Source organism: Sulfurospirillum sp. MES (assembly GCF_000789415.1).
In the GTDB taxonomy this organism is placed as follows: Bacteria; Campylobacterota; Campylobacteria; order Campylobacterales; family Sulfurospirillaceae; genus Sulfurospirillum; species Sulfurospirillum cavolei.
Window position 1 is genome coordinate 21,213 of record NZ_JSEC01000013.1, and the last position, 21,676, is coordinate 42,888.

Annotated in this window: 20 protein-coding genes; 11 read left to right on the forward strand and 9 right to left on the reverse strand. The window is 44.9% G+C overall.

The annotated features are described in order from the left end of the window. Together OA34_RS11765 and OA34_RS11770 are read left to right on the forward strand one after the other, a co-directional pair. Positions 1–1,122 carry a metallophosphoesterase gene (locus OA34_RS11765; protein ID WP_286683022.1) on the forward strand — a complete coding sequence of 374 codons (1,122 nt, stop codon included), beginning with the start codon at positions 1–3 and terminating at the stop codon, positions 1,120–1,122. After that, positions 1,119–1,658: a hypothetical protein gene (locus tag OA34_RS11770; RefSeq protein WP_039675595.1), complete on the forward strand. Its 540-nt coding sequence runs from the start codon at positions 1,119–1,121 to the stop codon at positions 1,656–1,658. Before OA34_RS11765 ends, OA34_RS11770 begins: the two co-directional genes overlap by 4 nt. On the opposite strand, the gene OA34_RS11775 is transcribed toward OA34_RS11770, so the two are convergent. After that, on the reverse strand, positions 1,648–2,259 hold the full coding sequence (locus OA34_RS11775; RefSeq protein WP_039675597.1) for a class I SAM-dependent methyltransferase: 612 nt from the start codon (positions 2,257–2,259) through the stop codon (positions 1,648–1,650). The genes OA34_RS11770 and OA34_RS11775 overlap by 11 nt on opposite strands. Positions 2,260–2,788: 529 nt before the next feature. On the opposite strand from OA34_RS11775, the gene OA34_RS11780 reads away from it, so the two are divergent. Genes OA34_RS11780 through tsaD form a run of 4 tightly spaced genes read left to right on the forward strand, consistent with a single transcriptional unit; the run spans position 2,789 to position 8,072 of the window. Continuing rightward, positions 2,789–3,388 carry a hypothetical protein gene (locus tag OA34_RS11780; RefSeq protein ID WP_039675599.1) on the forward strand — a complete coding sequence of 200 codons (600 nt, stop codon included), beginning with the start codon at positions 2,789–2,791 and terminating at the stop codon, positions 3,386–3,388. A 17-nt stretch (positions 3,389–3,405) separates the two neighbouring features. Continuing rightward, positions 3,406–6,291: an EAL domain-containing protein gene (locus OA34_RS11785; protein ID WP_039675601.1), complete on the forward strand. Its 2,886-nt coding sequence runs from the start codon at positions 3,406–3,408 to the stop codon at positions 6,289–6,291. 32 nt (positions 6,292–6,323) lie between these two features. Continuing rightward, on the forward strand, positions 6,324–7,070 hold the full coding sequence (locus tag OA34_RS11790; protein WP_039675602.1) for a M15 family metallopeptidase: 747 nt from the start codon (positions 6,324–6,326) through the stop codon (positions 7,068–7,070). After that, positions 7,071–8,072, forward strand: a complete 1,002-nt coding sequence (gene tsaD / locus OA34_RS11795; protein WP_039675605.1) for a tRNA (adenosine(37)-N6)-threonylcarbamoyltransferase complex transferase subunit TsaD — start codon at positions 7,071–7,073, stop codon at positions 8,070–8,072. Here tsaD and OA34_RS11800 read toward each other — a convergent pair. The 4 genes from OA34_RS11800 to OA34_RS11815 are packed head-to-tail and all read right to left on the reverse strand — an operon-like array spanning position 8,069 to position 10,524. Further along, positions 8,069–8,587: a P-loop nucleotide/nucleoside kinase family protein gene (locus OA34_RS11800; RefSeq protein WP_039675607.1), complete on the reverse strand. Its 519-nt coding sequence runs from the start codon at positions 8,585–8,587 to the stop codon at positions 8,069–8,071. The genes tsaD and OA34_RS11800 overlap by 4 nt on opposite strands. 21 nt (positions 8,588–8,608) lie before the next feature. Beyond that, positions 8,609–9,382 (reverse strand): UDP-N-acetylmuramate dehydrogenase, encoded by a 774-nt coding sequence (locus OA34_RS11805; protein ID WP_039675609.1) that lies wholly within the window; start codon positions 9,380–9,382, stop codon positions 8,609–8,611. Further along, a complete protein-coding gene (gene fliQ, locus OA34_RS11810; protein WP_039675611.1) occupies positions 9,383–9,649 on the reverse strand; it encodes a flagellar biosynthesis protein FliQ in 267 nt (88 codons plus the stop codon). A gap of 11 nt (positions 9,650–9,660) precedes the next feature. Then, positions 9,661–10,524 carry a menaquinone biosynthesis family protein gene (locus tag OA34_RS11815; protein WP_039675613.1) on the reverse strand — a complete coding sequence of 288 codons (864 nt, stop codon included), beginning with the start codon at positions 10,522–10,524 and terminating at the stop codon, positions 9,661–9,663. Positions 10,525–10,680: 156 nt separating this feature from the next. Between OA34_RS11815 and recA the strand changes: the two genes are divergently transcribed. The 4 genes from recA to OA34_RS13805 are packed head-to-tail and all read left to right on the forward strand — an operon-like array spanning position 10,681 to position 13,979. Next, positions 10,681–11,718: a recombinase RecA gene (gene recA / locus OA34_RS11820; RefSeq protein WP_286683025.1), complete on the forward strand. Its 1,038-nt coding sequence runs from the start codon at positions 10,681–10,683 to the stop codon at positions 11,716–11,718. Next, entirely contained in the window at positions 11,715–12,983 is a 1,269-nt protein-coding gene (gene eno, locus OA34_RS11825; protein ID WP_039675617.1) for a phosphopyruvate hydratase, read from the forward strand. Before recA ends, eno begins: the two co-directional genes overlap by 4 nt. Beyond that, the gene (locus tag OA34_RS11830; protein WP_039675619.1) at positions 12,983–13,258 is read left to right on the forward strand and encodes a hypothetical protein; all 276 of its coding nucleotides are present in this window, start codon (positions 12,983–12,985) and stop codon (positions 13,256–13,258) included. The genes eno and OA34_RS11830 overlap by 1 nt, the downstream gene beginning before the upstream one ends. Before the next feature lie 13 nt (positions 13,259–13,271). Then, positions 13,272–13,979 (forward strand): AMIN domain-containing protein, encoded by a 708-nt coding sequence (locus tag OA34_RS13805; protein WP_286683023.1) that lies wholly within the window; start codon positions 13,272–13,274, stop codon positions 13,977–13,979. A gap of 84 nt (positions 13,980–14,063) precedes the next feature. On the opposite strand, the gene OA34_RS11840 is transcribed toward OA34_RS13805, so the two are convergent. From OA34_RS11840 to topA, 3 genes are all read right to left on the reverse strand, one after another. After that, complete coding sequence (locus OA34_RS11840; RefSeq protein WP_039675621.1) at positions 14,064–15,350, reverse strand: citrate synthase; 1,287 nt, start codon at positions 15,348–15,350, stop codon at positions 14,064–14,066. Positions 15,351–15,605: 255 nt separating this feature from the next. Then, a complete protein-coding gene (locus OA34_RS11845; protein ID WP_039675623.1) occupies positions 15,606–16,448 on the reverse strand; it encodes a biotin synthase in 843 nt (280 codons plus the stop codon). A 73-nt stretch (positions 16,449–16,521) separates the two neighbouring features. Beyond that, complete coding sequence (gene topA / locus OA34_RS11850) at positions 16,522–18,594, reverse strand: type I DNA topoisomerase (RefSeq protein WP_286683024.1); 2,073 nt, start codon at positions 18,592–18,594, stop codon at positions 16,522–16,524. A 159-nt stretch (positions 18,595–18,753) separates the two neighbouring features. On the opposite strand from topA, the gene OA34_RS11855 reads away from it, so the two are divergent. After that, entirely contained in the window at positions 18,754–21,165 is a 2,412-nt protein-coding gene (locus OA34_RS11855) for a flagellin N-terminal helical domain-containing protein (protein ID WP_039675627.1), read from the forward strand. Positions 21,166–21,274: 109 nt separating this feature from the next. Here OA34_RS11855 and OA34_RS11860 read toward each other — a convergent pair. Further along, a partial coding sequence (locus OA34_RS11860; RefSeq protein WP_039675629.1) for a hypothetical protein occupies positions 21,275–21,676 on the reverse strand: 402 nt, incomplete at its 5' end.

The window sequence follows — 21,676 nt, forward strand, 5'->3', positions numbered from 1 at the left end:
ATGTTTCGCCTCTCCTTTGCCTTGGCCGCCGTTGCGGTTTTAACGTTGATCAACGTCTATACGTATCGGAGGTTTTTACGACGTGTAGAGCTTTTCGCGCGCTTGGGCAAAGGTATGATGTGGGGGACGATCGTGGTAACGCTTTGCGAAATTCTCTATTTCGCGGTGTTGCGCCTCGATACCCTCAATCCGCTTCTTTTCGGTCTTTTTTCTTCGCTTGTCGGCATTTCGTTTATGCTCTTTTGCGTGGCGATCGTGTACGATCTGGTGCATGTTCCGTATGCCAAAATTCCGCACGATTATTCCAGACGTCTTTTTCTCAAAACGGTGCTCGACGTAACGATGTTGCTTTTGGCGTTTTCGTATATGTTCAAAGGCTTTATCAACGGCTTTAAAGCACCCGTTTTGAACGAGAAAGAAGTTTTCATCGACGGATTGAGCGAGACATTGAGTATCGTACAGTTAAGCGACGTGCATTTGGGTAAAAGCTTGGGCAAAGCGTTTTTGGACGATTTGGTCTTACGTATCAATTCGTTGGATGCAGATATTGTCGTTATTACGGGCGATTTGGTCGATATGCCCGTCTCCAAAATCGGCGATCAACTGGAGAGTTTACGCACGCTAAAGAGCCGTTTCGGGGTCTATTTCGTTCCGGGCAATCATGAATATTTTTACGGGGTGCATACGATTATGGAGCGTTTGGAAGCTTTAGGCGTCACGGTGCTGAAAAACCGATCGGTTCTCATCGATGGGCGCATCAATCTGGTGGGCGTCACCGATATGATGGGAAAACGTTTTGATTTTTTACCGCCCGATTTGCCGCAAGCCTTCTTACATGTCAGAAACGATTTGCCGACGGTTTTACTCTCGCATCAGCCTAAAATCGTTCAAGACCTTACCGACGAAAAGGTCGACTTGATCATCAGCGGGCATACGCACGGCGGGCAGATTTTCCCGTTTGGGCTTTTGGTACTTTTAGATCAACCCTACTTAAGCGGTTTGTACCGCCATTCCGCCCGTACGCAGGTTTTCGTGAGTAACGGAGCAGGGTATTGGGGTCCGCCGGTACGCGTGATGGCACCGAGCGAGATCGCCACATTAAGGTTAAAGGCAAAGGTATGAGATTTCTTTGGATTATCGCATGTGCGGTTTTTTTCGCCGGATGCAGCGCGAAAGTCGAGGGCTTACATGTAGAGCCGCAAAACGTGGCGCAATTAACGTCGGACTTGCAAGCGTTGGGCGATAACGTCGAGTATAGTGAAGCGCGTCTTTTTGCTTATGAAGCGTTGTCGTACCCGCAAACTTTGGCGGAGCGTTACGGCTTAGTCTATCCTCCTACACTTCACAATCTTTTAATCAATACGGGACTAAAAGAGCGCGGACTTTGTTATCAATGGAGCGAAGATATGATGGCGCATCTGAAAGGCTTACACCTTCAAAGTTTCGATTTACGTTGGGGCGTTGCGAATAAAGGCGAGTTGAACGAACATAATTCGGTGGTCGTCGTAGCCAAAGGCAGCGCGTTTCAAACGGGTATTTTAATCGATCCTTGGCGACATTCGGGCATATTGTATTGGGCGAAAATCTCGGACGATCCGGAATACCGATGGGTTGAGAATCTCTCTCGTAGTCGATATTTCGGTACGGTTACGCAGTAAGGTTTTTTTTCAGAATAATACGAATCACGCTGGCACGTCCGACATGTTGCGTGCCTTCGTTGAGCATCACGATCTCTTGAGAGAGCTTGAGCACTTTGCACGCTAGACGTTTAATCCAAGCGATAATAGCGTTAATATCGTAAAGCAACAGTGCGTTTTTTGGCCCCCCGCTGTTGAAGTGAATTTGACTTTCGCTGAAAAGTTCGGCAATAAAAATCCCCTCCGGAGCCAATGCGGCAACGGCTTTTTCAAAAAGCATCCTTTGCTCGTTTTTTGCCAAATCCAAATAGGTGCAAACAACCGCGTCGTAGATGGGTTCGGGCTGCCAATATTCTAAAAGGGTATGACGTGTTTTGATCGCGACATAGTGCTCTTTGGCACGTTTTCGCAGTTTGGCAAGTGCGACGTCGGAAGCGTCGAGAGCTTCAACGTTTAAGCCCAAATCGGCAAAGTAGATTGCATTGCGACCTTCGCCTTCGCCTAAGCAGATGCACCGTTTTGCGTGCACTAAGAGGTCGACATGTTCTTTGATAAAAGCGTTGGGCGTTTCGCCGTAGATCATTTGGGCCGTTTGAAATTTTTCATTCCAAAATGCTTGCATCGACTTCCTTTTGTGACGTTAAAATTATTGTAACACAATTTAAATCAATGCAATCCTTTTTGAAGTACGTTATACTAAACTTCTCACAAAATGAGTTTTACAAGCAAAAAAGCACCGAAGGTGCGCGGGCACTCTGCGTGAGAGAACTCAGCGTTAGCGTAGCGTTTAGAGCTTGGCTCTAAAGGCGTGTCAAAGATAAAAAAGCACCGAAGGTGCGCGGGCACTCTGCGTGAGAGAACTCAGCGTTAGCGTAGCTTTTAGAGCTTAGCTCTAAAGGCGTGTTAAAGATAAAAAAGCACCGAAGGTGCGCGGGCACTCNNAGATAAAAAAGCACCGAAGGTGCGCGGGCACTCTGCGTGAGAGAACTCAGCGTTAGCGTAGCTTTTAGAGCTTAGCTCTAAAGGCGTGTTAAAGATAAAAAAGCACCGAAGGTGCGCGGGCACTCTGTGTGAGAGAACTCAGCGTTAGCGTAGTCTTTGGAGCTTCGCTCTAAAAGCGTGTTAAAGATCAAAACAACGAAGGAGTCACCATGAAATACCCTCTTTTTTTCGAAGCAATCGAGGAGATTCGTCTTTACGATGCTCTATCCGAAGCGTTAGGAACGTTTGAGAACGGTATCGTCTCGTTTACGTATCTAGACGTCGTTAAAAATGCGGGACACAGTTGTCCGACGATTGCCGGTGCGTATCTTAGCGTGCGTGAAGGGCTGAAGGCGTTATACGAAGGAAAAATGCCCGAGAGAGGCAATATCGCCGTTTTTTTTCGCGATGCTAAAGAACAAGGTACGACGGGCGTGGTCGCCAACGTTTTTTCGTTGATAAGCGGTGCAACCGATACGTGGGGATTTAAGGGCATCGGGACGCGCTTTTCACGCACGAACCGCCTCTTTTTTCAAGCCAATATCGCAACGCCGATCCAAATTGAACGACTCGATACGCATCAAAGCGTAGGCGTTACGTACGATCCTTCCTGCATTCAGGGCGATTCGCGTTTACCGCCGCTGATGAATAAACTCGCGCAAGAGAGCTTATCGTTTGAAGAAAAAACACTGTTTGAGACACTCTGGCAAGAAAGAGTTCGAAAAATTTTAGAAAATTTTGATAAAGTAATAACGCTAAACCTAGATTAACATTGTCGGAGAAGAGGTTGCTAAACCTTAGGAAACAAAATATTACGAAATGGATTGTTTTTTTACCCGCTTCCGCCATTTTATTGACGTTCTTAATGATCGTAACGATCGTGGTTTCGACCGAACGTACCGAATATAAAAAAGCGTTGGAAGCGGCTCGAATCGATTATGTGAAACGCTCAAAACTGCAAGCCAAAGAGCGTATCGATAAAATCGTCGAGTACGTCAATGAAAACGAGAAAATTTTGATGAACGAAGTGCAAGAAGATGTGAAAAATCTTGTGAACCTTGCCTATCAAATCAGTGAAGATACCTACCGAGAAAACACCCGCCTTCCTCGAGACGAGATTCTCGAAAAGATCAAAACCAAGCTCCGAAACACGCGTTTTTTCAATGACCTAAGCGGCTATTACGTCATCTTCGGTCTGGACGGCACCTGTGAAATGAACGGGATGGACCGTAGTTTGGAGGGGAAAAACTTTATTGATTTGCAAGACTCAACCGGCCGCTACATTATGCGTGAAGGGTTGGCGCGCCTGAAAAAAGAGGAGGCGTTTGCAACGACGTACGAGTGGAAAAACTCGACGGACAAAGCACCTCGAAAAAAAATAGGCTATATTCGCAGTTACAAGCCTTTAAACATTTACATCGCCAGCGGAAGGTATGAAGACGAAGTTCGCGAGCGTATCAAAAAAGAGACGCAAAAATTTCTTTTAAGCACGCGTTACGGCGAATACGGTTATATTTTTGCCTACGACTATTACGGCAATACGATTTCGCACGGCGATCACGCTTTGATAGGGCAAAATCGACTGAACGTCACGACGAACAACCAATACATTATCCGCGACATCGTGGAAGGCGGAAAGCGCAACCTTGAAGGGTTTTTTATGACTTACGAGGCTTCGTACCACCCTGATAACCAAGACAAACGTAAAATCTCTTTCGTGCGCTCCATTCCTCAGTTTGAATGGGTTGTGGGTACGGGCGTTTATCTGATGGAAGAGAACAATGCGCTCGTGCAGCAAGAAGAAGCGTTAAAGACGAAAATGCAATCGACGCTTGTTAACATGTTAGCGGTTTCTATCATCATTATGCTCTTGGTAATGGGCGTAATGTTTTTTATTTCGACCAAACTGCGTTCGGTTTTGGCGCGCTACGAAAACCATCTCTTGCTCAATAATAAGCAAATCAAAGAGCAAAAACAGGTTTTTGAAACGCTCTACCAAAAATCGGCGGACGGTATTTTGCTGCTCAAAGAGGGGATTTTCGTCGATTGTAACGAAGCGATCGTAAAGATGTTTAAAGCCAAAAACAAAGACGTGCTCGTGAACGTGACCTTAGCCGATCTCTCTCCTAAAGTTCAACCCGACGAGCAAAGTTCGTACGAAAAAGCGTTGTGGATGAACGAGTTGGCATTAAAAAACGGTACGCATAAATTTGAGTGGCAAGTGCTCGATTGTGAAGGAAAACTTTTTTGGATCAGCGTTATGATGACGACGATTCATATGGATAAGGGCATCATTCAGCACTGCTCGGTTCGTGATATTACGATTCGAAAAGAGCTTGAAGAGGAGAATAAAAAACAAAAAAACCTTTTAATGCACCAAGTCGAACACGATACGCTCACGGGACTGCCCAATCGTAACTTGTTGCAAGATCGTTTGACGCAGGCGATTAAAAAAGCGAGTCGCGACAACAAAGTCTTGGGCGTGATGTTCGTGGACATCGATAAATTTAAAAATATTAACGACTCTTTGGGGCACGACGCCGGCGATATGCTTTTGAAGATTATAGCGGCAAGAATGCGCCAGAACGTTCGCGACACCGATACCGTCGCACGCTTGAGCGGAGATGAGTTTATCGTACTTTTAGACGGTTGTAAGGACGTTAGCGATATTTTTGTCGCTATCAAAAAACTCGTTTATTCGTTCCAAGAACCTTTTATTTTCGGAAACGAAAGTTTTCAGATCACGACCAGTATCGGCGTCAGCGTCTATCCGCACGACGGCGAAGCGGCAAGCAAGCTTTTAAAAAATGCCGATATTGCGATGTACAAGGCCAAATCAAAAGGGCGTAACCGTTACGTCTTTTTCGATCAAGAGATGAACCAAGAGACCAACGAGCATTTGGAAATCGAAAAAAACTTGCGCAAAGCATTTGAACGCGAAGAATTCGTCATTTATTACCAACCGCAGATCAACTTGCAAACGGAACGTATCGTCGGACTGGAAGCTTTGATTCGCTGGAATCATCCGACGCGCGGGCTAACGACGCCGAATTATTTTATTCACGTCGCCGAAGAGAGCGAACTGATCGTCGAAATCGGCAATTGGGTCATCATCGAAGTCATGAAACAGATGAAATCGTGGTACGATCAAGGATTAAATCCGGGCAAAACGGCGATCAACATTGCCGGAAAACAACTCGAATCAAGCGAGCTGATTAGCTTTTTAATTCAAAGTCTGCGTCAAAGCGGCTGTCGTCCCGAATGGCTCGAAATGGAGATTGTCGAGCGTTTTATTATGAAAGATACGATCAAGTCGATTGCTTTATTAAAACGCTTTCGCGAATTGGGGCTTGATATTTCGATCGACGATTTTGGTACGGGGCACTCCTCTTTGGCGTATCTGAAACAATTGCCGATTACCAAGCTGAAAATCGATCAAAGTTTCGTACAAAGCCTTGAAGAGAGCAAAGAGGATCGCGCGATCGCCCGAACGATTATCGAGCTCGGACGCGGTTTGGGGCTCAAAGTCCTTGCCGAAGGCGTCGAAACGAAAGAGCAAAAAGAGTTTATCTACGCAAGCGGTTGCGAATTGATGCAAGGGTATCTTTTTAGTCGTCCCGTATGTGCGGAGGAAATTGAAACCATGCTCAAAAATCAAGGGCGTATGTTATAATCATATAAAACGATGCAATAGGTTTATAAGCGATGGTACGAAGAGCATTTTTAGGCTGGATGGGAGCGAGCGTTTTAAGCGGTACGTTGATGGCCGATGAAATCAAGCACCCCGATATTTGGTTACGCGACGATCAGAAAGAGGTTTTTAACACGGTGCTCAAAAAGCTCGATCAGATCGAAAAGACGGTCGGCTATGCCAATTTTAATATCTTAAGTTTTGACGAAGCATTAAAAATCGCTAAAAATTTCTCCAAAATCGGTGCTTTTAGTCCGAGCGAACTTGCCTATATCGAAGAGGTATTTTACACCGATCCCGTGATTTACGGCTTTTACGGTAAAAAAACGGTTGAGAAACTTACCAGCGTCGTTGACGAAAAAGAGGTCGTTAAAATTCAAGGAAGCGGGCATTATCTCTTTAAAGGCGAATCGCAAGCCGCGCTTGAACGCATCGTCAAAGACATCGGTAAAACCGTTATTTTAACTTCCGGCGTACGAAGCGTCGTCAAACAACTCAATTTGCATTTGGAAAAAATCCGCGACGAAAAAGGCAACATTACCGTTGCGACGCGCTCTTTGGTGCCGCCGGCATACTCATACCACACCGTAGGCGACTTTGACGTCGGTAAAAAAGGGTGGGGCGCTCAAAATTTTACCGCCGAATTTGCGCGCACCGAAGAGTTTTGGAAGCTTCAAAAATTGGCGTATATCTCTATGCGTTATACGCTCGGAAACGGAGACGGGGTACGTTTTGAGCCGTGGCACGTGAAGATCGTTTAAATGATTTTAAGCATAGAGAGCAGTTGCGACGATAGTTCGATCGCGATTACGCGAATTCAAGACAAAAAACTTCTTTTTCACAAAAAAATTTCCCAAGACGCGGAACATGCCAAATACGGCGGCGTCGTACCCGAACTTGCCGCACGCTTGCATGCGGTGACACTTCCTAAAATTCTTGAAGAGGCGAAGCCTTATTTTAACGAACTCAAAGCCATCGCCGTCACTAATGAGCCGGGACTCTCCGTGAGCTTGGTGGAAGGTGTGAGCATGGCAAAAGCCCTTAGCGTTGCGCTTGAACTTCCTCTTTTGGGGATTAATCATCTCAAAGGGCATATCTGCTCTTTGTTTATCGAAGAGGAAACCCTGTTCCCCATGGACGTTTTACTGGTCTCCGGCGGGCATACGCAGCTTTTACATGTAAAGAGTTTGAACGAGATAAAACTGCTTGCAACCACGATGGATGACAGCTTTGGTGAGAGTTTTGATAAAGTGGGAAAAATGTTGGGACTTCCCTATCCTGCGGGTTCTATTATCGAAAAGTACGCCCAAAGAGGCGATGCAAAGCGGTTTGATTTTACGATTCCTTTGCAAGGCACTTCGTCAAAACTGCTTGCGTTTAGCTACTCGGGACTTAAAAACCAAGTGAGGCTTTGCATCGAGGCGTTAGGAGTCTTAGATGAGCAAACGCTGTGCGATGTATGTGCTTCGTTTCAACGAGTCGCCGTGGCGCACCTGATGCAAAAGATCAAAAAAGCGTACAAAGAGCGAACCGTCGAGCATTTCGGCGTGGTGGGGGGTGCTAGTGCGAACCTCTACTTGAGAGGCGAACTTGAGGCTTTTTGCGCCGCTAAAAAAGCAACGCTGCATACTGCAAAAATGGAATTTTGTTCCGACAATGCCGCGATGATAGGGCGATGTGCGGTTGAAGCCTATGCGCAAAAAGCGTTTGTCCGTCTGGAAGATTTAAAAGTACGCAGTACGTCGAAAGATATTTTTTACTAGTTCTCAAAATAAACTTTAAGTTTATTTTCTAGCTCTATGCGTGAATCGTGTAACGATTTATGAGCGGTATCAATGATGATATGTTCTTGTTCCCACGGATGGTATTCTCGTTTAAATATATCTTGCCAAGTCGGGAGATGAAGATTTTTGATATCGGTTTTTCGTGTCTCAATACGCAAACGATGTTCTTTTGGATCCGAACATATTATTTCGATATTGACAAATAAAGCGTTATGCGATAAAGCAACGGCTTCCCATTCCTCCCGAGTCATTTTCCATGGATTGCAACTATCGGCAATGACATTTTGCCCAAGCACAAGATTATCCCCGGCGATACGATAGGCTAGCCGATAGCCTTCTCCTTGAACTCTGTAATTGCATAAATCTTGTATACCTTGTTCTATGGTATCAAGCCTAAGATAAGTGGCTTGTGTCGTGCGAGCCAATTCTTTTGCGATAGTGGTTTTACCGGTGCCCGGAAGTCCGGAAAAAATATACAATACAGGTTGTTGCATTTGTGCTACTTTGTATAAAAATTATAAAATAATAATCTCTTCTTCCAGTCGGATGCCGAAACGTTTTAAAACTTCCTCTTTGACTTCGGTTATCAGCATGATAGCTTCCTCGTAGGTTCCGCCGCCGAGATTGACCAAAAAGTTGGCGTGGACGTTGCTAAACATCATATTGCCAACGCGTTTGCCTTTAAAGCCTGCCTCTTCGATCAGTTTGCCCGCAAAGTGCCCTTCGGGATTTTTAAAACAGCTTCCGGCACTCGGTTCTTTGGGCTGGTTATCGCGCATTTTTTTAAACATGGCAAGGAGATTTTCATCAAAACCGTTTTGACATGTAAAGGTTGCTTCATAAATGACGCCTTTGATTTTGGCGAAGCGGTAACCGTATTCTAGCGTTGATTTTTCGCTCCAGCCGTGTTCGGTGCGAACGGCGATGAGGTGATTAAAGATTTCCCACTCTTTGAGTCCGGCATTCATCGCGACCATACCGCCGAGTGTGCCGGGGAGTTTTTGCATCAACTCGAAGCCTGAAAGGTTGTGCTTTTTGGCAAAGGAGAGGATTTTCCCGCTCGGCGTTGCACCGCCTACATGTAAGACGTTTCCTTCCAAACGGATAAAATCAAACGTCTTGCCAAGCATTGCAAGCGGCGGCGGCGTAGGGCTTACCAAAAGGTTATTCGCGCCGCCGATAATGGTGCAACCTTGGGGGAGCGGCATGATGGCATCTAGCAGTAAAACATCCAGCGTGGGGCCGATTTTAATGCTGGAAAAGGTAGAAAAATTGATGGATTTTGTCATCTAAAAAACAAACGAGGGAATCATCTCGATCATGCGGGTCGTAAACTCGATCATCATGTTCATCATCCACGGCATCGTAAAAATGGCGACGACGATCGTGATGAGAATTTTAGGAACAAAACTCAGGGTCGATTCGTTGATTTGCGTGACGGCTTGAAAAATGCTGATCGCAAGACCCGCCACCATACCCGCAAGCAGCATCGGCAACGAGAGGTAGAGCGCTATTTTAAACGTTTCGACGCCCAAGCCGATGAGTTTTGCTTCCATAAACTTTTTCCTTAATCGTTTCGCAACGCTTCGTACTCTTTGGGGATCAAAAAGTCGCGCGCATGTATTTTTTGGTCGAAAAAGCCGTGGGTATATCCCAATGAAAAAAGCAAGTCGATCGCTTCGTATTGAGCGTCGTTCATCTCGATAGAGTGTTCGTTGGCGTAAAGCCCGAGATACGTTTGCAGCGTGGCATGATCGACGCGTACGAGGCGGCGTTCTAAGAGCATTTTTGAAAGCATATTTTGATGCGTATGGGCGATCTCTACGGCTCGGATCAGTGCTTTTTCGCATTCGATAGCGCATAATAGCGGCATTGAGCGGCGTAACGCCATACCGCCTAAAGGAAGCGGTAACTCTTTGGGACAAAGCTCTTTCCAAATATCCCAAAGCTCTTTTTCGACGACGAGGGTATCGTCGTAGCCGAGAATGCTTTCGTGAATCAAAACGCCCGCGTCGACTTCGCCTTGCAAAACGGCTTTTTCAATCTCTAAAAAGTTTTTGTAAACGATGCGAGCATCCGGATAAGCGATTTTGAAGAGTAGCGCGTTGGTCGTATGCGTTCCGCTCAGTGCGACTTTAAAATTGCGTTTGAGTTTGGTCTCTTTTTTCTTAATGAGCTTCGGTCCGTACCCTTCGCCGAAACTGACCGCCGTGCGAAGCAGTGCGTAGTCGTTTCGAATTTTAGGATAAAGCGCAAAGCTGATGGCGGTGACGTCGTAAGTGTTTTTGAGTGCCTCAAGGTTCAACGTTTCGATGTCTAAAGCGATGTTGTCAAAGCGCATATCTTTAAGATCGACCCAGCCGAATTTAATCGCGTAATACATAAAAATATCGTCGGCGTCGGGGGAATGCGCTACGGTTAATCTCCTCAAAACGATCCTTTAAAAATAGAGTGGCTTATTTTAGCATATTGCAGATTGAAATATTTTGAGAGCGGGTTTTAATTTTTCACTACAATCCGTTCAAAGGGCTTTTTCAAGCTCGAAATGCTACAATAATATCATTACGGAAAAGGGTCATTCATGCAAATTGACGAAAATAAGAAAAAAGCGTTAGACTTGGCGATCAAGCAGATCGATAAGGCGTTTGGAAAAGGTGCGCTCGTTAGACTCGGCGATCGCGTCGTCGAGCCGATCGCGTCGATTAGCACCGGTTCGCTCGGATTGGATTTAGCTTTGGGAATCGGAGGGATTCCTCAGGGACGTATTGTCGAAGTGTACGGACCAGAAAGCTCGGGTAAAACGACGCTTTCGCTTCAAATTATCGCCGAAGCGCAAGCCAAAGGAAGCGTGTGCGCGTTTGTGGACGCCGAGCATGCGTTGGACGTGAAATACGCGGGTAATTTGGGCGTGGATATCGAAAACCTTTTGGTATCGCAACCGGATTTCGGCGAACAAGCACTCGACATCGTCGAGACCTTAGCCAGAAGCGGCGCGGTCGACGTGATCGTCATCGACTCCGTTGCGGCGTTAACGCCTAAAAGCGAGATCGAAGGCGATATGGGCGATTCACATGTAGGGCTTCAAGCGAGGCTGATGAGTCAAGCACTCCGAAAGCTAACGGCGGTCGTTCATAAAATGAACACGACGGTTATTTTTATCAACCAAATTCGTATGAAAATCGGAACGATGGGATACGGATCGCCCGAGACGACTACCGGCGGAAACGCTTTGAAATTTTACGCATCGGTACGGATCGACGTACGCAAGATCGCAACGCTGAAACAAGGCGAAGAGCAAATCGGTAACAGGGTCAAAGCAAAAGTCATTAAAAATAAAGTAGCGCCTCCGTTTCGTCAAGCAGAGTTCGATATTATGTTCGGAGAGGGTATCTCTAAAGAGGGCGAACTCGTCGATTACGGCGTTAAGCTCGATATTATCGATAAAAGCGGTGCATGGTTTAGCTACAACGAAACCAAACTCGGGCAAGGGCGTGAAAACGTGAAGGCCTTTTTGAAAGAAAATAAAGAACTAGCCATAGAAATCGAAGAAAAAATAAAACAAGCGATCAACGGCAATGCCATGGTCATGGCATGCGGAGCAGACGACATAAAGGACGATGAATGATTTATATTGAAGATATTGTAGCAGACGAAGTGCTGGACAGTAGGGGAAATCCTACCGTACGCGCTACGGTCACCTTGAGCGACGGTACGTGCGCAAGCGCAATCGTTCCAAGCGGTGCAAGTACGGGCAAACGCGAAGCGTTAGAGCTTCGAGACGGCGATAATCGCTATATGGGCAAAGGCGTATTAAAAGCTTGCGAAAACGTGAACGGTGAAATTTCGGACGAGCTAATCGGGCTTAGTCCGTTTAATCAAGCCGTGATCGATCAGGCGATGAAAACGCTTGACGGTACGGACAATTACGGACGTTTAGGCGCCAATGCGGTTTTGGGCGTTTCAATGGCGGTCGCACGTGCGGCGGCGTTGAGTTTGGATATTCCTTTGTACCGCTATTTGGGCGGTAGCAATGCGATGACGCTTCCTACGCCGATGTTTAATATTATCAACGGCGGTAGCCACGCCAACAACAGCGTCGATTTCCAAGAGTATATGATTATGCCTTTAAATTTCGAGAGTTTTACCGAAGCGCTTCGTGCGGCGACCGAAGTGTACCATCATTTGAAAAAATTAATCGCGGCAATGGGCGAGAGTACGGCTCTGGGCGACGAGGGCGGCTTTGCTCCGAATCTTAAAGATAACGAAGAGCCGATTAAAGTGATTATGGAAGCGATTGAAAAAGCGGGCTATAAACCCGGTATCGATATTGCGATTGCACTTGATGTTGCGAGCAGCGAGCTGGTCTGTGAAGGCGGTTACCGACTCGAATCCGAAAAACGAACGCTCAGCAGTGCCGAAATGGTGACGTATTATGAAAACCTCTGCGCAAAATATCCGATTGTTTCTATCGAAGACGGTTTGAGCGAAGACGACTGGGAAGGCTGGAAACTTTTGACCGATAGACTCGGTGCTAAAGTCCAACTCGTCGGCGACGATCTTTTTGTTACCAATAAAAAAATCTTAGCCGAAGGTATCGCTAAAGGTATCGGTAATGCCATTTTAATTAAACCGAATCAAATCGGTACCGTGACCGAGACGATGCAAACCGTTCGCTTGGCGCAACGCAATAACTACAAATGTATTATGAGCCATCGAAGCGGCGAGAGCGAAGACGCATTTATCGCCGATTTCGCGGTAGCTCTTAATACGGGTGAAATCAAAACGGGCGCGACGGCACGCGGCGAGCGAACGGCAAAATACAATCGCCTGCTTGCGATCGATAACGAACTCGTCGTAGGCGAGTATATCGGTAAAGAACTCTTTGTTTAATGAGCGATGTTTTAGACGAATTTGAAGATGAAAAAGAAGAAGAGGGCGGAACGGCTCTCTTCTCTTTGAAAATTTTGGGTTTGGTCGTCGTCGTAGTGGGTTTCGGTCTTTACATCGGAGACGTGCTTTTCGGTAAAAGTTCGTTAGACGTCTTACTCAATCTTCAGGCCGATAAAGATACCCTAAGCGTTAAGATTCAAAGCCTTAAAGAAGAGAATGCGGTGTTACAAAAAGAGTATTTCGAGCTTAGGCAGTTAGACCCCGATAAACGCTAAATAAGGAGAGCAGATGCGCAAGGTTCTTTGGCTTTTACTATCACTTTTTATGATTGCAGAAGCGAGGGAAAATCCTTTTGAATCCGCCGAATCCAAAACGATCGGGAAAGCAACGCAAGTCGAAGAAACGCGTACGGATTTTTCCACCGCCTCCGTTACGCTTCCCTCCAGTGCGCGTATTTTACGCAGCCTTACCCTTACGTTCCAAAATCTTGACGGCTCGATCAGTGAAGAGATCGTCGCCGTTGATCAAACTATCGATTGGCACCAACCCTTAATCCTTTCGGCGCAAAAAGCAGTACCTTTGAAAGAAACCAAAGAGTCCAATACCACGCAAGCTCTTGTTAACGCCATCAAAGAGAAAAAAGAAGAAACTCCCAAAAGCGTTACGTTGCCGAAGATAACGACTCCTAAAAAAGAACCCGATCCTTTAAAATTTAACACTACGTTGGCTTTAAGCGTGAACGGTAACGAGATTTCTATTTTTACGCAAGATGCGAAAGTGCGCGATTTTTTGATTGCCGACCCGTATAAAGTCGTGGTTGATTTTAAAAAGAACAATACGCTTGCCACGCAAACGCTGACGATTGCGCAAGCACCCTTCGTTTCGGCGACGCTTGGCGGGCATGACGGATTTTACAGGGTGGCGATTTTGCTAGACGGGCATTATCGGTACGATATTTTGCCCTTTAACGGCGGGTATGTGATTAGACTCAAATAAATTTGCGTTGATTTTTTTTGACATGTTGGAAAGAAAATGAAAAAGAGTGGGTAACATGTAAGGGGAATCCTTACATGTTACTTTTTAAAGTTCGTATTTGGGTGTTCTCTCAAGCGGTCCTAAATAGTGTTGTCGCGGTCGGGCGATTTTCATATCGGGTTGTTCTTTGAGTTCGATCCATTGCGCGATCCATCCGGGCGTTCGACCGATAACGAAAATAACCGCAAACATCTCTTTGGGGATTTTGAGCGCTTGTAAAATGAGTCCGGAATAAAAATCGATATTCGGATAGAGTTTACGCTTGATAAAATAGTCGTCGTTTAAGGCGATCTCTTCGATACGGTGCGCAACCGCCATCAATTCGGTATCCAACGCCAAATCGCTCACCAATTGTTTTTGAAGGTTTTTCAAAATCGTCGCACGGGGATCAAAGTTTTTATACACCCTGTGCCCGAAGCCCATCAATCGAAACGGATCGTTAGGGTCTTTGGCTTTTGCGATAAATTTATCGACGTTTTCGACTTTGCCGATCATCTCTAATTGGCGAATGACCGATTCGTTTGCACCGCCGTGGGCTCGACCCCATAATGCACCGATACCGGCACTGATAGCCGCGTAAGGATGCGCATGGGTTGACGCAACGACGCGAACTGCCGTCGTGGAAGCATTTTGCTCATGGTCGGCATGCAGGGTAAAAATCGTATCGAGCGCTTTGACTTCGATCGGTTTGAGATCGATATGATGGTGCGGATAGCCTCGCAACATGTACAAGAAGTTTTCGGTAAATCCTTTATCCAAATCGGGATAGATAATCGGAAGCCCTTGCGAATAACGGTACGAAAATGCCGCAATCGTAGGAATTTTTGCAACGACGCGGTGTGCCATCTCTTTCACTTGATCGGGCGAATCCAAATCCAAGTGATCAAAATAAAAAGCCGAAAGTGCGGAGACCGCCGCCGAGAGAATCGCCATCGGATGCGCGTTGTCCGGAAACGCGTCGAAGAGTTTTCGCATACTTTCATGAATAAACGAACGTTTTTTGAGTTCCATTAAAAAGTTTTTGTATTCGTCTTTAGAGGGTAACTCTTTGTGCAAAAGTAGATACGCCGTATCCAAAAAAGATTTTTTCGTCGCCAAATATTCGATATCGTATCCTCGATACATCAATTTGCCGATATCGCCGTCGATGTACGTGATGCGTGAGCGACAGCTTGCGGTTGAGGTAAATCCGCGATCGAGCGTAAACATTCCCGTTTCGGGATAAAACGTAGAGATATCCACGACATCGGGTCCCATCGTAGATTTTAAAATCGGAAATTCAAAAGTTTTACCCGTACGGTTGTCGGTCAGGCTAATAGAATCTTTACTCATACGCATCCTTTTTCAAATAATAATTTATTATATCAAATCTTTCGTTTCGCAGATAGTCTAAATTGTAAGCACAATTGAATTAGAGAGAAGATGATTTAAAAAGTTAGTTCAAAAATTTTAGAATAGGCTTCGCGCAAAACGAATTATGGGCACAATCCATGCATGCGATAAACATGCAAACCGTTGCGCGCAAAGCCTAAAATGCGTCTTTCAAGCGTTTCGCACAAGGGTTATCGTAGATTGTTTTTGAAGGTTTTAGGCATGACATGTACGGGCAATTTCGTAGCCTAAGCGTTCGATCATCGCACGATCGCGCTCAGGCAGTTCCCCTTTGGTAGTGAGGTAATCGCCGATGACGATCGCGTCCGCACCCGCTTCGAAAATATCGCATTCGGGCGAAAAGGTCGTCTCTCTCCCGCCCGCGATCATTAAGCGCGTTTGCGGAAGGGCTTGGCGTATTTGCCTGAGAATAGTCAATGCCTCTTCCTCGCTTAGGTGCGCCGTTTGAAGCGGCAATGCCGCATTATGGATAAAAAAGTTGATCGGCATCGTAAAAGGGTTGAGCGATTGAACACTTTGAATGAACGCTTGGCGGTCTTCTTCGCTCTCTCCTAGCCCGAAAATGCCTCCGCTACAAAGTGCTAGTCCCGCTTCTTTCGCATTAAGACAGGTTTGGTAACGCGCTTCCCACGAATGCGTCGTACAAATGCGTTCGTAAAAGGCTTGAGAGGTTTCGAGATTATGGTTATACGCATCGATGCCGGCACCTTTCAGTGTTTTGAGTTGATCGACGCTTGCGATGCCGTTACAGGCGATGAGATGAATGTCTTGAAGTTCTGCTTTGATCGCACGTGCGGCGTCACAGACGTAGGCGAGTTTTTTATCGTCCAAGCCTAAGCCCGAAGTCACCAAACAAAAGCCTATTGCACCGTTTTTTGCCGCATTTTTTGCTTCAAAAACGATTTGTTCGATTGATTTGTATTTATAATGCGCAATATCGGCTCGATGATGCGCGCTTTGCGTACAAAAGCCGCAATCTTCCGCACAACTTCCGCTAGAGATATTACTAATAGCACATAAAAAGATGGATTTTTTCATAGACGGTATTTTCCTTCGTAATTAATAGAGTTTTGCAAGGAGATACATTGAGCTAAAGAAGCCAAGACGCTTGTTAGGCGTCTTCTTTATGCTTGCATTTGATGCACTCAAAAATCTCTTTTTTACGCAGTTCGCGTTTCGCCATAATGTAGCCGCATTCGGGGCATTTTTTATCGGTCGGTTCGTAGTTGGAGATAAATTTGCATTTAGGATAGTTTCCGCAACCGAAAAATTTTCCGCGACGGGAACTGCGCTCGATAATTTCGCCTCCGCATTCGGGACACGGAACGCTTAAGGTAATTTTCTCTTTCGGAGCGGCGGCGGTCGTTTTTTTGAGGTTTTGGGTGTACTTACATGTCGGATAGGTACTGCATGCGATAAACTCGCCGAAGCGTCCTTTGCGTCTAACGAGTTCTTTTCCGCACTCGGGGCACATTTCGCCGGTGAAAACGACCACTTTTTGGCTTTCGATACCCGTTTTGCCTTGAGCGACTTGCGCCTCAAACGGTTCGTAAAACTCCCATAAAATCGATTGCCAGTCCTCTTTATCTTCGGCGATGAGGTCTAAACGCTCTTCCATCGTCGAGGTAAACGAAGAATCGACGATCTGCGGAAAATGTTTTTCCAAAAGTTCGGTGACTTGAAATGCAATTTCGGTAGGAACGATCTGTTTTTTCTCGATGCCGATGTATTCGCGTGCGCTCAATACCGAAATCGTCGGTGCGTACGTCGAAGGACGGCCGATACCCAAACTTTCGAGCTTTTTGATCAAGCTTGCTTCGGAGTACCGTGAAGGCGGTTCGGTAAAATGCTGATTGGCGTCTAATTTGCTGAGCGTGACGGTTTGCTGGAGTGAGAGGTTCGGAAGCAGTTTGTCTTTGTCGTTATCGCCGTACACTTTGTAAAAGCCGTCGAAAAGAAGCTTTCTTCCCGTTGCTTTAAACTTCCCGTGCGTACTTTCAAAAACGAGGGTTTGCGACTCGAAACGCGCGTTGGTCATTTGAGACGCTAAAAAGCGATTGTAAATCAGCGCGTAGAGTTTGAACTCATCGGGTTTAAGGTACTCTTTGGCAATTTCGGGCGTAAACGATAAAATGGTCGGACGAATCGCTTCGTGCGCCTCTTGCGCGCCTTTACTTTTGTTGGCGTAAAAGCGGGGTTTCTCCGGCAAATAAGCTTCGCCGTAGGCTTTTTGAATCGTTTCGCGCGCCGCATGAATCGCTTCTTGCGCAACGTTTAAAGAGTCGGTTCGCATGTACGTGATAACGCCCATCGTACCTAAGTGCGTTTGCACGCCTTCATAAAGCGTTTGCGCTAAAATCATCGTTTTTTTAGGAGAGTACCCTAGCGAACTCGAGGCACTTTGCTGAAGCGTCGAGGTCATAAATGCCGGACTCGGAGAGCTTTCACGCTCTTTCTTCTCGATCAACGCAACCTGAAAGCTCTCGTGAAGTAGCGTCTCTTTGATTGCCTTAGCGCGCGTCGCGTTTTGGATGCTCATTTTTTCGATTTTTTCGCCTTCAAACTCGATTAACGAGGCTTCGACGGTTTTGTTGAAAAGCGCATCGATGCTCCAAAACTCCTCTTCTTTAAACGCGCGGATCTCTTTTTCGCGATCGACGACGATTTTGAGCGTGGAGGATTGTACCCTGCCGGCACTGAGTCCCTTTTGGATTTTAGAAGAGAGCAAAGGCGAGAGTTTATAACCGACGATACGGTCCAACAAACGTCTGGCTTGTTGCGCGTTGATGCTGCTTTCGTCTAAGATGCGCGGATGCTCTAATGCATGCGTGATGGCATGTTTGGTAATTTCGTGAAATACGATACGCGGCAAGCTTTTGGGGTCTTTTCCGATCGCCGTAGCGATGTGAAAGCCTATTGCCTCTCCTTCTCGGTCTTCATCGGTCGCGATATAGACTTGATCCGCTTCTTTTGCTAACTCTTTGATCTCTTTGACCACGCTTGCGTGATCTTTGGAGACGCGGTATTCGGGTATAAAGGCTTTATCTTCGATTTTGATACCGAAACTGCTTTTGGGAAGATCGCGAATATGACCCTTAGATGCGACAACCGTATAGTTTTTGCCTAAAAAATTTTTAATCGTTTTTGCTTTTGTCGGGGATTCGACGATAATGAGATTTTTCACTAATTTTTCCATCTTTACATGTAAACATTTTTGCGTATTCTATCTAAAAAAAAATCTTTTGAAAACTATGCGTTAAAACTAAAGTTTTTTTTGAGGGTGTCGATCTTGTTTTCATCAAAGGCAAGGATGCCTGCGAAATTACAGATAAAAGGATTTATCATGGGTTTCCGTATTAATACTAACACCGCTGCCTTGACGGCTCACACAAGTGCAACGATGAACAACAGAAGTTTGGACAACTCTCTTGCCAAACTTTCTTCAGGTCTTCGCATCAATAAAGCGGCAGATGACGCTTCAGGTCTTGCAATTGCAGACTCTTTGAGATCACAAGCAAGTTCTTTGGCTCAAGCGGTCTCTAACGGTAACGATGCGATCGGTTTGATTCAAACGGCGGACGGTGCTCTTAACGAGTACTCTTCAATTCTTGATACCATCAAAACCAAAGCTACACAAGCCGCAAGTGATGGTCAAAACTCTACAACACGTTTGGCGATCCAAAAAGATATCGATAAGTTGATGGAAGAGCTAAACATCATCGCTAAAACAACATCTTTCAACGGTCAAAAACTTCTTTCCGGTACGTTTACCAACAAAGAATTCCAGATGGGTGCAAATGCTAATGAAAGTGTTAAAGTCTCTATCGCTTCAGCAGAAACAAATCAAATCGGACAAACAAGCCGTGCAGACTTGAACCTAGCAAGCGATATGGGTGGCAATGTTCAGTTAACACTTAAGAGTGCTACGACAGGTAAAGAGATAACTCTTAAAAATGTAGATGTACAGTATAACAACAATGTACAAAACGGTATGGGTGCTCTTGCTGATGAAGTTAATCGATATACAGGTGAAACTGGTATTTCGGCAAAAGCTGTTGTCAAGTCTTCTGCAAATGTCGCTGTAGCGGCAGGTACTACGGGGGCAGATTTTGCAATCAATGGTATTAATATCGGAGCTATTCAAGTTGCAGCCAATGATAACGATGGCACACTTGTAAACGCTATCAATAGCAAAACGACTCAAACAGGTGTTACAGCTTCTATGAGTACCGATGGTAAGTTAACACTTCAGTCTGATGGTAGAGCTATTAAGGTTGAGGGTAATGTTTCTTCTGTTTTGGGTGCTACTGCAAAAGAAATGACAACTGTTGGACATTTAGAATTAGTTCAAAATGGTTCATCTCAGTTTCAAGTTGAAGGTATTGGAACAGGTGCTGTTACCAATAAATTAACACTGAATACAGCAGTAACCACAGTAAAAGATTCTATTCTTTCTGCAGGTTCTACGATTGATGCGTCATCTGTTCTTGCTGCAGGTACAGTTGTTGGTGGTAACATTAAAAATACATCAGCGGTTGTGACTACGATTGACAGTACACTTAAAGCAGGAACGATTTTAGGAAGTGGTTCTATTTTTAAAGCGGGTACTCAAATTGGTGGTACTGTTACAACAAATGCGGATACAGCTCTCACTCAAGATGCGTTTGTAACATCAGGTTCTACATTGAAATCAGGTAGTATTCTTGGTGCTGGTACAGTAATTCAACAAGACTTTACCGATGGTTCAGGTGCTACTGCTGTTAGCTTCACAAAAGGTCAAGTTTTAGGTGCTGCATATACACTACAAGGAGATTTGACTTTAACTTCTGATATGACGTTAAAATACGGTACAACAGGTAACTCTAGCGTTAAATTGGGAAGTACATTGCAATCAGGTTCTATTTTAGGTGCTGATACAAAGCAAAGTACAACCAAATCTATTACCGTAGCTTCAGATATGACGCTTAAAGCAGGTAGTACGTTGGCTATCTCTAGTACATTGATGGCAGGCAGTACCGTGGGTGGAAAATTCACTGTAAGTGCTTCAACAAATACATACTTGCAAACAGACCTCAAAGCAGGTAGTACACTTGAGAATGCTTCTGTTTTAAATGCTGGTTCGACTATCGGTGGAGAAGTCACTTTGGCAGCAATTACTGCAGGTAACTTTAAAGAAGATATGTTGGTAAAAGCGGGAAGTACCATAGGCAATGGTACTGTATTTGCTGCTGGAACACAGCTTAATCAAGATATGACATTAGGTGGTCAAAACTATAAAGCAGGCGATATACTTGAGCAAGACCGTGCAGCTGGCGCTGATATTGTTTTAGCCAAAGATATGGTTTTGAAAGGAAGCACAACAGCAACATTAGCGGTAAATAGTAAGCTTATGACCAATACTGAAAATGCTGGTACAGTAGGACTCTCAAATGAAGAGTTTACTAACCTTTCAGATATTGATGTTACGACACTTGAGGGTGCGATGAAAGCGATCGATACAGTATCTGCGGCGATTACAAACCTTGATAGTATTCGTTCAGACCTGGGTTCTGTTCAAAACCAAATCACAAGTACCATCAACAACATCTCTGTAACACAAGTAAACGTTAAAGCGGCTGAATCTAACATCCGTGACGTTGACTTTGCTGCTGAGTCTGCAAGTTTCTCTAAGTTTAACATCCTTGCACAATCAGGAAGTTATGCGATGAGTCAAGCCAATGCAGTTCAACAAAACGTTCTCAAATTATTACAATAATTTGAGGTTGTTTCTGTGAAAACGTTCTTAAACTACTTCAATAGTTTAAGGTTGATACTAAGGCTGCTGTTAAGCAGCCTTAGCTATTATGATTTGCATCGCCATTATTTTATTTAGAAAGATACTCTCTTAGCTTTTGATCATACGTACTTACAACTTTTTCAACTTCATCTAAAACGATTTTATCCAACTCTTTAAGATACTTTTTGGAATCTTTCATACTCTTGGTATTGCATGTATCAAAGATAAAACTCAATGTAATTTTGAAATATTCAAATAAAATTTCTCCCAAGTCACTTCTTGTATCTCTCTCCATTTCACTGATATCTTGCACAAAAGGGATAAGTTTCCTAAAAAGGTAGTTCTCTGACTCTTTTGGAATAATAAGACGTAAATTCTTTATTTTTTGTAGGATGTGAGTTGTGTTCTCAAGTTGTTTTTGAATATAACATCTATCCATTGCTCTAAATTCACATGAGCTATGAGTTTTTAAAAATGTAGATATTTCCTG